Source organism: Paenibacillus sp. MT124 (genome assembly GCF_058792755.1).
On record NZ_CM179500.1, the window covers coordinates 4,011,908 to 4,023,651 of the forward strand.

Annotated in this window: 12 protein-coding genes; 4 read left to right on the forward strand and 8 right to left on the reverse strand. The window is 48.3% G+C overall.

Annotated elements, in window-relative coordinates:
• Nucleotides 1-21 precede the first annotated feature (21 nt).
• The 7 genes from AC3RCI_RS18010 to AC3RCI_RS18040 all read right to left on the reverse strand — a co-directional run bounded on the left by AC3RCI_RS18010 (nt 22) and on the right by AC3RCI_RS18040 (nt 7,794).
• Entirely contained in the window at nt 22-1,272 is a 1,251-nt protein-coding gene (locus AC3RCI_RS18010; protein ID WP_492525834.1) for a putative amidoligase domain-containing protein, read from the reverse strand.
• 109 nt (nt 1,273-1,381) lie between these two features.
• A complete protein-coding gene (locus tag AC3RCI_RS18015) occupies nt 1,382-1,942 on the reverse strand; it encodes an outer spore coat protein CotE (protein WP_095286426.1) in 561 nt (186 codons plus the stop codon).
• A 75-nt stretch (nt 1,943-2,017) separates the two neighbouring features.
• Nucleotides 2,018-2,995 (reverse strand): aromatic acid exporter family protein, encoded by a 978-nt coding sequence (locus tag AC3RCI_RS18020; RefSeq protein WP_153979061.1) that lies wholly within the window; start codon nt 2,993-2,995, stop codon nt 2,018-2,020.
• 472 nt (nt 2,996-3,467) lie between these two features.
• Nucleotides 3,468-4,259 (reverse strand): ABC transporter permease, encoded by a 792-nt coding sequence (locus AC3RCI_RS18025; protein ID WP_492529941.1) that lies wholly within the window; start codon nt 4,257-4,259, stop codon nt 3,468-3,470.
• A 41-nt stretch (nt 4,260-4,300) separates the two neighbouring features.
• A complete protein-coding gene (locus AC3RCI_RS18030; protein WP_492525836.1) occupies nt 4,301-5,095 on the reverse strand; it encodes an ABC transporter ATP-binding protein in 795 nt (264 codons plus the stop codon).
• A 29-nt stretch (nt 5,096-5,124) separates the two neighbouring features.
• The gene (locus AC3RCI_RS18035) at nt 5,125-6,129 is read right to left on the reverse strand and encodes an ABC transporter substrate-binding protein (protein WP_492525837.1); all 1,005 of its coding nucleotides are present in this window, start codon (nt 6,127-6,129) and stop codon (nt 5,125-5,127) included.
• A gap of 150 nt (nt 6,130-6,279) precedes the next feature.
• Entirely contained in the window at nt 6,280-7,794 is a 1,515-nt protein-coding gene (locus tag AC3RCI_RS18040) for a carboxypeptidase M32 (protein ID WP_492525839.1), read from the reverse strand.
• A gap of 221 nt (nt 7,795-8,015) precedes the next feature.
• On the opposite strand from AC3RCI_RS18040, the gene AC3RCI_RS18045 reads away from it, so the two are divergent.
• The 4 genes from AC3RCI_RS18045 to AC3RCI_RS18060 all read left to right on the forward strand — a co-directional run bounded on the left by AC3RCI_RS18045 (nt 8,016) and on the right by AC3RCI_RS18060 (nt 10,214).
• Nucleotides 8,016-8,576 (forward strand): beta-class carbonic anhydrase, encoded by a 561-nt coding sequence (locus tag AC3RCI_RS18045; RefSeq protein WP_336782007.1) that lies wholly within the window; start codon nt 8,016-8,018, stop codon nt 8,574-8,576.
• A gap of 189 nt (nt 8,577-8,765) precedes the next feature.
• Entirely contained in the window at nt 8,766-9,332 is a 567-nt protein-coding gene (locus AC3RCI_RS18050) for a PadR family transcriptional regulator (RefSeq protein ID WP_095286420.1), read from the forward strand.
• A 100-nt stretch (nt 9,333-9,432) separates the two neighbouring features.
• On the forward strand, nt 9,433-9,930 hold the full coding sequence (locus tag AC3RCI_RS18055) for a hypothetical protein (RefSeq protein ID WP_095286419.1): 498 nt from the start codon (nt 9,433-9,435) through the stop codon (nt 9,928-9,930).
• A 5-nt stretch (nt 9,931-9,935) separates the two neighbouring features.
• Nucleotides 9,936-10,214 carry a YxcD family protein gene (locus AC3RCI_RS18060; protein ID WP_095286418.1) on the forward strand — a complete coding sequence of 93 codons (279 nt, stop codon included), beginning with the start codon at nt 9,936-9,938 and terminating at the stop codon, nt 10,212-10,214.
• 158 nt (nt 10,215-10,372) lie between these two features.
• On the opposite strand, the gene tyrS is transcribed toward AC3RCI_RS18060, so the two are convergent.
• Nucleotides 10,373-11,632, reverse strand: a complete 1,260-nt coding sequence (gene tyrS / locus AC3RCI_RS18065) for a tyrosine--tRNA ligase (protein WP_095286666.1) — start codon at nt 11,630-11,632, stop codon at nt 10,373-10,375.
• Nucleotides 11,633-11,744: the final 112 nt, after the last annotated feature.

Genomic DNA, 11,744 nt, shown 5'->3' on the forward strand with positions numbered 1-11,744 from the left:
TAACAAAAAAACATCTACTCTTCATGAACCTGCACGAATATTCCAGACTTTGCGAATGTCCCGGCTCTCATCCCACGTCTTCCCTTCTCTCAGGTGACGTATGAGCGGAGCTGCATACTTTTCATATCTTGCGTAGTCCTCCAAGCCGACCAGATCTTCCAGAAGCGCTGGAATGTATTCCTTCATTCGTTCCCGGTCTCCTTCGTAAAAGGCAGCATGCACGGTTGTGTTCATCAAAGGACGAAGTGGAAGACTGGTGTAGGAGGCGGCAATAAGACCTGCGAGAGCGACCACTCCTTTGGCAACGAGTGGAGAGATCAGGAAGCTGGGCAGTGTTCGATATTCGAATCCACCATAGTGCTTCAATCGAAAATCACCCAGTGCCCCGTACCTTGGACGCCTGCCCGAACCACGCGGGTCCTGCAGAAACGCAAGCGGAAGGGCCAGATAATTGTCAAGCACACGCAGCAAATCCCCGTTAAGCGTCACTCCGCTGAAATGAACATGTCCCCCGAGCGGCAATCCACGCTGCGGCATTCCCCCAGCCTGCCAAATGAGCGAATGGTCGGTTATGCTGCGGGATGCCAGGTCGAAAGCTTTAAGTAAATGAGTTAGCAGCTCTCGCGGTTCCGAACTGGGGGCAGGACGAAGTTCAGCAACCGGATAGATCCGCCTCCCCCCGATGGTCACAGAATCGCAGCCTACCATTCCTGTGCGTCCGAGAAACCTTGAAGCAGGAATAATTTTGGACTCCGGCATCTGCACGAGTAGAAACTCCGGGTCCATTCCAAGCACGGGCGTTACTTTATTCTGACTTTCCTCATCCAGTTGAGACTGCAGCTGCTTCCAGCCTTCCCGGTACATGACAGATAGATCTGTCATGCCCTTCCACGGACGCGGGTCAATTGAAACAACAGTGCACCCGTTTTTTCCCGAAGCTTCCAGCCGTACGGCGCCGTGATCCAGTCCAAGGGTATATAAGGTTTTAACAGCGAGCCGTTCGATTCGTTTGAACAGCGTCGAAGCCGCTTCCCGGTCCAGTACGCTATCCTGTGCACTGCCCATGCCGCTCGTATCCCGCCGTTTAATCCGAAGTGCGTACAGGCAGCATATCTCTACATCGTAACGTACTCTCAGGCCAGGCTCCCTTTTTTGCCTGTCACGTGAGGCAAGCACTTCAATGCCGGCTCGCTCCAATCGTCCTGCCCGTTCTCCCGCCGACATGCGTTCGTAACGTTTAACCGCTTGCTCTGCCTCTTCCATTACATTCATTCGGTCCCTCCTTTCCATCGCCCAAAAAGAAAAAAGAGGGCTTGCGCCCTCTTCACTGCCGCTTGCGGCGCATATAATACCTTAGCTAAGGATACAAGAGACGAAGAAATTACAGTTCCTCGTCAAGCAGGTCCGGATCAAGATCATCATAATCTTCATCCGTGCTGCCAAAGTCATAATCCTTGTCTTCGTAGTCTCCGCAACCATCTGTGCATACCTTCACGCATACTTTGGTTTCGGCAACCAGTTCAACAGCGAATTCCCGTTCTACCCGGATAATTACGCTGCCTCCGCCTGCGGATACAGTGGCTTCCACACAGCTTGGTTCCTGCGTTGCATCCGCAGATACCTCTACTGTGGAAGCCCGGTGTTTCGGATCCAGGTAAGACAAAGGTACATGTTCTACATACGACACCGTTTCTTTGGCTACATCTGTCTGGGAATTTTTGTCATAGGAATACCAGATGTTGATATCGTAAGTACCAATAACTTCAATTCCGTCCCCCGCTGATACGGCTTCATATTGGTGGTTGATAATCCAAGCCCCCAAAATACTGGTCGGACCATTAGGCGGAGTCACGGTATGTGTTACGGTAGAGAACTTACGACCTTTGCCGCAGATCGCCTTCGTGATGATCTCTCTACATTGATGTTTATGACTCAATGACATCTTTAAACCTCCTCCATACAATCATTCACTACAAGTGTATGCAGGGCATCCGTCTAGGGTGACAACTATTTTCTATTATTCGTTTGTAGATTGGGACCGGTCCGTAATCGGCGACGGTGCTTTGTCCTTTTTCGCAATTTTCAGATACAGCGCGAGTTCCCGGCACAGCTGGAGAATCGCAGAACGAATCTCGAATTCTTCCCTTGTATCTGGCAGCTCCATTCGCCTGAATTCTTCCTGCACATTTGCGAGAAGTTTTTCGGTTCGTCCAGTGTAAGACTCTGTGAGCACATCCTGACTGAGCTGGTCAAACAGCTCCGACACCATTTCGGCGTGTGGCATCTTCTGATAAATTTGAGATACCAGATGCATCATATGCTGAATGGAGTCCAGCTGGGTTTTTCGCATGTAAAAGTATACGCTCCATTCTTCGTTCGGATGAATGACCTGATTCTCCAGTGAACGCTTGGCTGCTTCAATGCCTCCAAGAACAGCCTTGTCCGCTTCAATCAGTTCCTTCCCTGCCCAGACCTCATTCGGATTACGAAGAGTCGCAGCAAACTCCTTGAAGATCACGGAGAATAGTTCATCAATCCTTTTGCGAATCTGAAGCATTTGCGGGTCCGCTGCCGGCATATATGCCAGATTAACGACCATTGCAGAACCCAAACCAATCAGTAGCAACCCGATTTGCACCAAAATGACTTGAACGTCCATCTCCCCGCCACTGAAGACACGAAAGACCACGACAGACCCCGTCACAATGCCTTCCTTGAATCCGGCCCGAACAATTACCGGAAACGCAATCAGTATGTACACGGCCAGAACCCAATAATGGAAGCCTAGAAAGTGAAAAAGTACACTTGCAAACAAAAGACCTACCACGGAAGCAAAGAATCGCGCCGAAATCGTGCGAATGCTTCTTTTTCTCGTAACATCGACACCCAGAATGGCTAGCAAGCCTGCCGATGTTGGCCCGGGCAAGCCGCACCAGTCCGCAATCAGCACAGCCATCAGTGCAGCAATTGCGGTTTTAATTACTCTAAAACCCATTTCTCATTACCTCTCCTCTAAGCTGCTTATCTGTCCAAGCCAGCTCTTCGTCCCATCCGGATGAATGCATGTCCTGCTTCATACCTCTAACCAATCTGCGTTAGCCTGGTTCTGCAATACGTAGTATTACACACCCTTAGGCAAACCATTTCCCGTTTTACAAAAAAAGAAGCTATTGAAGGGATGCATGGACATATGCAGTCACATCAAAATCAATAAACGGCATCAACCGACATGCCCATGCATGCCGGTCACAACATCGCGTCCCGGATATGGGACGCTGGCAATTTTGATTTGATGCGGGCGGAAGACATATAAGTCCCTAATCTCCAATCTCCGCATACATGAAGGACTGCACGGAATATTCGTATTAGTATGGTACTTGATTTTTGGTTAGCGGGCAACGTGACACCCCTTGTGAAATTGTATACATAACACGATCTAGCAAGCTCTATTAACCTTTTTCATGGCACTACCTGCGACCTGCCAGCAGTTTTTTCTCTACGTACACCACAAGCTGATACATCGCTGTAGCTACGGCCGCGATAATAAGCAGGCTCGATAATATCAGGGTAAAATTGAAGACCTGAAATCCATAGATAATCAAGTACCCGAGCCCCTGTTTGGCAACCAGAAACTCACCCACAATTACACCGACCCAGGCCATGCCCACATTTACTTTCAATGTAGAAACAATCGCGGGAAACGAAGCCGGCAGGACAACTTTGGTAAAAATCACGGACCTGTCGCCACCGAACGTACGAATGACCTTGATATAATTGCTGTCCACTTCGTTGAAACTGTTGTACACAACCAAGGTCGTAATGATCACCGTAATGGACAACGTAGTCATGACAATAGCCGTAAAGCCCGCACCGAACATGACGATGAAGATGGGGCCGAGTGCCACCTTTGGCATGCTGTTGAATACGACCATGTAGGGATCAAGCACTTTGGACAAAAAAGGAGACCACCAGATCAGGACCGCAAGCAGCGTTCCGACAAGCGTCCCCAGCAAAAAGCCAACTGCCGTCTCCCCAACGGTGACTGCGACATGGATCCAAAGTTCACCACTGGCGATGTCCTTGCCGATCTGGGCAAAAACTTTGCTCGGATAACTGAACAGCAGCACATCAATCCAGCGCAGCCTGCCCGCCAGCTCCCATAACAAAAACATGCAGACCAGCAGGGACAGCTGAACCGCAAGTACCTTGCGGCGCCACTCAGCAACCTGCTTCATGTGGCCCTGGTGCAGTTTCTGCATCCATTCATCACGGCGCATTTCCTGCTTCTCTCTCGTCTGATTCACCCGTTCTTCTCACCTCCTCCGGACTGTTCCAGTTCGCTCCATAACGCCTGAAAAAGCTCATTAAAACCTTCCTGTTCCCTTGCGTAGAAGGGCTGGGATTTCCGAATGGCTTCCGGAATGATAAACTCTTTCCGAATTCGTCCAGGATTGCGGTCCAGCACAATAACGCGGTCACTCACTGCAATCGCTTCGGACAGGTCATGGGTGACCAGCACCGAGGTTTTTCCCGTTTCCTTGAGCGTATCTGACACCAGATCCTCCAGCTGCAGCTTGGTCTGGTAGTCCAGTGCAGAGAATGGCTCATCCAGAAGCAGCAAGGAAGGATCGGTTGCTAGCGTCCGCACGAGCGCGACACGCTGCCTCATGCCCCCAGATAGTTCGGAAGGATACAAATTGTCTGTTCCAGCAAGGCCCATCTCTGCAAGCAGCTCGCTTGTTCGTTTACGACTCCGTTCATCCAGCCTGCCCGTCAATTCAAGTCCGATCAGTGCATTGTCCAAAATGGTACGCCATGGAAACAGATAGTCCTGCTGCAACATATAGCCAATCTGGGCAGAAGGACCTTCAACCAGTTTCCCTTTAACATTCACCTCTCCCGCGGTTGGCGTGAGCAGCCCGGCGATGATGGACAACAATGTCGTTTTGCCACACCCGCTCGGACCAACAAGACTGACAAATTCGCCTTGTTTAACCTGAAGGCTCAGGTCTTCGATGACCAATGAGGCTTCACGCTCATTGACATACACTTGCGAAATCCCTTCCAGTCTAATCACCGTATCGGATTCAGGCATGGCGATCACTTCCTTTCCTGAATGCCTGGTTATTTCACAGATGTTGCTTGTTCCGCATAGGTGTTATCGACAATCGCTTTGGAATCCACCCGTTGTTCGAGTTCTCCAGCCGCACTCATGACGTCCAGCAGATTGTTCCATTCTTCATCATCAATAATCGGATCTGTTGCATACGTCCCCTGCTCTTTATAGCGATTAATACTACTTACGAGAATGGATTGATCAATGTCTTTAAAGTAAGGGAGGATGACCTCGGCAATCTCTTCAGCCGAATGGGAATCTACCCAGACCTGTGCTTTGTGCAGCCCATTTGTAAATTTCTGTACCATTTCCTTGTTGTCGTTGATGTAGCTTTGTTTTGTCATGAACACCGTATAAGGCAAATGTCCACTCTCCGTTCCAAACGATGCAACGACCTTCCCGCGGCCTTCCTGTTCAAAGATGGACGCCTGTGGTTCAAACAGCTGTACATAATCTCCGGTCCCCGACGCAAATGCAGAAGCAATGTTGGCAAAATCGACATTTTGGATCAATTCCAGATCATTCTGCGGATCAATGCCGTGTTTGTTCAACGTGAATTCTCCAGCCATTTGCGGCATACCGCCTTTTCGTTGACCGAGGAAAGTAGATTGTTTGAGCTGATCCCAATTGAAGCTGCCTTCCGCACTCCGTGCGAACAAAAATGTTCCGTCTGTCTGGGTTAGCTGGGCAAAGTTAATGACCGGATCTTCCGCTCCCTGCTGATAGACGTAGATAGATGTCTCTGCTCCGACCAAGGCAATATCCACGGAGCCCGCGAGCAAGGCAGCCATCGTTTTGTCACCACCAGCCGTTGTCTGGATCTCGACCTCCAGTCCCTCTTCTTCAAAAAAACCTTGAGCTACGGCTACATACTCCGGTGCGTAAAATACCGAACGCGTCACCTCGCCAATCGTAATTTTCGCTTCGTTTTTCTCTCGGTTGCAGCTCGTGAGCGCTACAATGATAATCAGCAATATAACGATGGCACGGATGAACCAGGGCGTGTATTTCATGCTGTTTCCCTCCTTCGCTGGTTTCAGCAGTTTCTCTCTACTATGAATATGCCGCTGCCCATCAAAAGGTTAAGAACTTGCACACCAAAAAAGAGCCGGGCATATGCCCGGCTCTCTCTAGTACCTGCTTCGTGTTATGTGATTATACAACTACAGTTTGTAAATCTCGGTATACTTTGCTTCCAGATAGTCCGCCAGATAATCCGGGTTTAATTCCTCACCTGTCACAGCGAGAATCAATTCGGATGGAGTACGGCTCTTGCCGTAACGATAAATCTTGTCCGTTAACCATTCCTTGATTGGTATCAGATTGCCTTCAGCAATATAAGAGTCAAACTCCGGCAGTTCCTGGCGCAGCGTATGTAGAATCTGAGCGGCATACATATTGCCGAGTGAATACGATGCGAAATAACCAAAATCGCCACCGGACCAGTGAACATCCTGAAGCACACCTACACCATCGTTTGGAGGAACGATGCCCAAATATTCTTTGTACTTGGCGTTCCAGGTTTCCGGCAAATCCTTGACTTCCAGTCCCTCATTGAACAGCATTTTTTCAATCTCATAACGAATGATAATGTGCAGATTATACGTCAGCTCGTCTGCTTCAATTCGAATCAGAGAACTTTCGACGCGGTTGATCGCACGGTAGAAATCTTCCAGAGCCACATCGCTCAATTGCGGAAAATGCTGCTGCAAGTCTTGATAATAGCGAGTCCAGAACGGACGGCTGCGGCCAATCATATTTTCCCACAGACGGGACTGGGATTCATGAATACCCATCGACGTTCCTTCAGCCAGAAGGGTACCTGCCAGACTTTCGTCAATATTTTGCTCATATAGCGCGTGTCCGCCTTCGTGCAAAGAACTGAATACCGCGCTCGTCACATCATCCTGCAAGTAATTCGTCGTGATTCGCACATCCCCCGGGTTCAGTCCTGTCGCGAACGGATGAACACTCTCATCCAGTCTTCCGGCATCAAAGTCATAACCCATTTGTCCCAAAATGAATAAACTGAATTTTTCCTGTTGATCCTTATCAAACAGCTGGCTTAAGAACTCCGTATTCGGCTTGTTTTCGGAAGCATTGATCCTTTCCTGCAGCGGCACCAAACGTGCTTTCAACCGGGCAAATACCGCATCTACTTTCTCTACGGTCAGATCCGGCTCATACATATCAAGCAGCGTATCATAGCGTGTGTCTTTCACACCCCAGTAGTCGATGAACTCCTGTTTGAGTTTCACGATCTCTGTCAAATACGGAGAAAAGCCTTCAAAATCGCTGTTATGCTTGGCATCTTCCCATGCCGTTTCCGATTTGGCCGTGAGCACCGTATATGCTTGAACCTTCTCGGGCGGGACGGATTGGCTCCGGTCGTATTCCTTCTGGCAATCCAAAACCAGACGACGATTTATATCTTCAAGTTGATTCAACACCTCTGGTTTTGTCAGCGTGTCCAAATAGGTTTTCATCTCAGCCGAAGTTTGAAGCTTGAACGCTTCGGTAGATAACATGCCGATGGTTTCCGAACGAGTCGGAACGCCTTTCTTCGGCGCACCAGTGCGCAGATCCCAATGAAGCAAACCAATGGCTTCGTGATAACTTTTGATTTTGCGGGCCAAATTAAGGAATGATTCCAGATGTTTCAGGGTTTGTTCTTCCATTGTTATCGTTCACCTCTCCAAAAAAAGTTTAGACTCCCTATTGATGATACTTTTTGCAATGCGTATAATCAACTTTTAACAGAGGTAAATGGCTTGATTCTTATTTATAAGATATCGTGCCGTTTGCTGACCGTGGTATAATCAAGGGCAGGGCTTAGGACAAGCTGCATACCGATGCAAGCAGCCGTGCTCATCGTATTGGATAACAGGAGGCAATGGACATGAACAACATTCAAGAGATTTTGGCGTACAACAAATCATTTGTCGAAACAAAAGAATACGAAAAGTATACGGCCGGTAAGTTTCCAACTAAAAAAATGGCAATTATCACATGCATGGACACCCGTCTGGTGGAACTGCTGCCAAAAGCGATGAATTTGAAGAATGGTGAGGTTAAAATCCTTAAAACTGCAGGCGCCATTATCTCTCAACCTTTCGGTTCTGTTATGCGAAGCGTGCTTGTAGCTATCTATGAGCTCGGGGCAGACGAAGTTGTTGTTGTCGGTCACACCGAGTGCGGTATGGCATCTTTGCAAGCAGACACCATGATTGGTCACATGGTTGACCGCGGCGTATCCAAGGAAGTCATAAATGCTCTGGACAACTCCGGAATCAATTTGAACAATTGGCTTCGAGGGTTTAACAGTGTTGATGAAGGGGTAAAACATACTGTAGGAGTCATCAAAAATCATCCTCTGTTTCCACAGGGAGTACCCGTTCACGGCATGATTATCGATTCCTCCACAGGCCAGCTTGAGCTTGTAGTTGAAGGGTACGAGTAACAGGCATCTCTCTAAATGGTTTTGGGTGCGGACCTCAGGGTCCGCACTCTTTTTTTGTCTAAATTGAGGCAGTTATGCTGTCAGGTTGTCAAACCATACAGTTTCAGTGTACACTTTTATGAAAGCGGTCATTGTTGGCAATATCCATTGTTTTCACTGGCCTAGCCCTAATATTAAGGAGACATGTGCATGAACATACTTTCCTACGGATTGCTCGGGCTGCTTACCCGCGAGGAGTCGTCTGGTTACGATCTGATGCTGAAAATTCAGCCTCATTGGCAAGCCAAACACAGTCAGATCTACCCGCTCCTGTCCAAGATGGAAAATGATGAACTATTATCTTCCCGCTGGGTGCAACAGTCTGACAAACCGGACAAAAAAATGTATGCAGTCACGGAAAAAGGTATTGAGAAGCTGCTCGGATGGATGATCACTCCTGTTACCGCTCCGGTAACGCGTGACGAGTTCAATTTGCGGATTTTGTGTGTCGGCATTGCCGAAGATGGGAGCATGAGACGCATTCTGAATGAGCGCAAAAACTGGTTTATGGAGCGCATCCGTTATTTCGAGGATCTGAAGTCCCGCATCCCTCAGGATAACCTCCGCGTAGGCAGCCGGGAATTTGGGAGCTACATTTTAGTTCAAAAGGGATTAATGAATGCCCAGACCGGCCTGGAATGGTGCAACTGGGTGACGCAGCTGCTCGATGGTCAGGCAGCCATTCAGGACCCTTGTCCGATTATTTCGGAAAATTAAACAAAATTTGAAACGTTCCTGCTTTTTGACCGTATTACATGAGTAAGGCCCATTTTTAGGGCTAATCACACAATTTAATCGGGGGGTTACGATCTTTACAATGAAGAAAAAATTTGGAATTAAACATCTGATGATGGTTTTTATGGCTTTCACTCTGTTGTTCGCAACAGTTGGCGTAGCAAATCCGGATTCTGCTGATGCAAGACGTGGTGGCGGTTTCAAGTCAGGTACGAAAAGTTATACCAATACACCTAAGAAATCCGATAATAATGTGAGCCAATCGAACTCGAACAAATCGGGTACTGGTGCAGCTGCAACGAACCGTGGGGGATTCTTCGGCGGTGGCGGTGGATTCATGAAAGGCATGATGCTGGGTGGTCTGGCAGGTATGCTGTTCGGCGGATTGTTCGGCGGCATGGGAGCCCTCGGAAACATTCTTGGATTGCTTGTCAACGTTGCTGCAATTATGCTGATCGTGATGCTGGCAATGGCACTCTTCAGAGCGATCACGAATCGCCGTAAACCGGCTGCAGATGGTCGTTATGACCGCCGCAACGATCGTGATGATGATGACCGCAACAGAAACGGACGGTACTAATCGTTATGGTTCTAAGCATGGATGAGATTGTTAATGCAATCTGTCTTCACATGGCTGAACGCAAAGGTGTGCGCCCGACCGATGTCAATGTTGAACTGAGCTGGGAAGAAGATACGGGATACTCCGCTGAAGTCTGGATTCAAGGCCGTAGTCAATACTTGGTTGAATCCAACATGATAGAAGCGATCCTGCGCTACTTGCATAGCGAATACAACATCCGGGCTTACCGTGAAAACGTCAGGCTTGATCTGGACGAAGAGATTACAGCCATTGTGAATCAATAATCAGATCAATTATTTGCGGATGAATTGTTAAAGGGCCGTCTCCCTAATGTCATTGACATTAGTGGAGACGGCCCTTTTGTTTACCTTAAGAGTTATGAATATCCTGGGAATTTAAACTAACGTTGTTCTTCCCTAGATATTCATGATACGGTACGTTCCTACTTCAATTTCACAAGGCTGTAGTTCTTCTTGCCTTTACGAATAATGATGAACTTGCCACCAATCGCATGCTCCGCAGACACTGTGAATTCCAGCTCTGTAATCTTCTCTCCGTTCATAGAAATCGCACCTTTGGTGACATCCTCACGGGCTTGGCGTTTCGATGGCTCAAGGCCCAGATCCACCAGCCAGTCCACGATGTTTTTGGCTTCGCCGTCAGTTTCAAATGTCGGCATTTCCTTGAAGCCCTGCTCGATCTCATCGGCTGTCAGGGAGCGAATATCTCCACTGAAGAGTGCTGCGGTAATACGTTTAGCTTGCTCCAGCATCTCTTCGCCGTGAACGAATTTTGTCATTTCTTCGGCGAGTGCCTTCTGCGCTTCACGTTTGTGCGGCTCAGTCTCTACCTTTTCAGCCAAAGCTTCAATCTCCTCTTTGCTCAGGAAGGTGAAGTATTTCAGGTATTTGATGACATCGCGATCATCCGTGTTCGCCCAGAACTGGTAGAATTCGAATGGTGTCGTTTTGTCCGGATCCAACCAGATTGCACCGCCCGCGGTTTTACCGAATTTTGTACCATCGGCTTTGAGCATCAGAGGGATCGTCAAACCGTATGCTCTTGCTTCAGATCCTTCTTTTTTGCGGATCAGATCCAGACCGCTCGTGATGTTGCCCCATTGATCCGAACCACCGATTTGCAGCTGCACATCCTCGTTTTGGAACAGGTGATGGTAATCCAGAGACTGCAGGATCTGGTAGGAAAACTCGGTGAACGAGATTCCGCCTTCCAATCTGCTTGCCACGACATCTTTAGCCAGCATCGTGTTAAGATTGAAGTTTTTCCCGTAATCACGCAAAAACTCGATGACGTTAATTTGATGGGTCCAGTCGTAGTTGTTTACCATGCGAACCTGGTTGTCGCCTTCGGTTACAAACAATTTTTTCATCTGTGCTGTCAGCTTATTGACGTTCTCTTGGACCTGTTCCAGTGTTTGCAGCGAACGCTCGGATTGACGTCCACTTGGGTCACCAATTGTACCCGTTGCCCCCCCAATCAGGATTACCGGACGATGTCCCGCTAGTTGAAAACGTTTCAGCATCATGAACGGAATCAGGTGACCGATGTGCATACTGTCTCCAGTAGGGTCAACCCCACAGTACAAGGATATCGACTTGGTTTCGGTCAGCTCACGCAGCCCCTCCGCATCCGTCTGTTGGTTTATGGCGTCACGCCATTCAAGTTCATCAATAATATTCAACCCAAACAACCCCTTTCTCTTCTAATGGTTCTTCAGTCATGGACTACGTTAATGGTTAAAAATACAGATCTGAGCAGCTTTTTTGGACACAAAAAAATCGTCTCCTTGTCTT

Bases quoted from the DNA above. Each gene is read 5' to 3' on its own strand.
- AC3RCI_RS18010 (WP_492525834.1), bottom strand. From the start codon at position 1,272: ATGAATGTAATGGAAGAGGCAGAGCAAGCGGTTAAACGTTACGAACGC.
- AC3RCI_RS18015 (WP_095286426.1), bottom strand. From the start codon at position 1,942: ATGTCATTGAGTCATAAACATCAATGTAGAGAGATCATCACGAAGGCG.
- AC3RCI_RS18020 (WP_153979061.1), bottom strand. From the start codon at position 2,995: ATGGGTTTTAGAGTAATTAAAACCGCAATTGCTGCACTGATGGCTGTG.
- AC3RCI_RS18025 (WP_492529941.1), bottom strand. From the start codon at position 4,259: ATGCAGAAACTGCACCAGGGCCACATGAAGCAGGTTGCTGAGTGGCGC.
- AC3RCI_RS18030 (WP_492525836.1), bottom strand. From the start codon at position 5,095: ATGCCTGAATCCGATACGGTGATTAGACTGGAAGGGATTTCGCAAGTG.
- AC3RCI_RS18035 (WP_492525837.1), bottom strand. From the start codon at position 6,129: ATGAAATACACGCCCTGGTTCATCCGTGCCATCGTTATATTGCTGATT.
- AC3RCI_RS18040 (WP_492525839.1), bottom strand. From the start codon at position 7,794: ATGGAAGAACAAACCCTGAAACATCTGGAATCATTCCTTAATTTGGCC.
- AC3RCI_RS18045 (WP_336782007.1), top strand. From the start codon at position 8,016: ATGAACAACATTCAAGAGATTTTGGCGTACAACAAATCATTTGTCGAA.
- AC3RCI_RS18050 (WP_095286420.1), top strand. From the start codon at position 8,766: ATGAACATACTTTCCTACGGATTGCTCGGGCTGCTTACCCGCGAGGAG.
- AC3RCI_RS18055 (WP_095286419.1), top strand. From the start codon at position 9,433: ATGAAGAAAAAATTTGGAATTAAACATCTGATGATGGTTTTTATGGCT.
- AC3RCI_RS18060 (WP_095286418.1), top strand. From the start codon at position 9,936: ATGGTTCTAAGCATGGATGAGATTGTTAATGCAATCTGTCTTCACATG.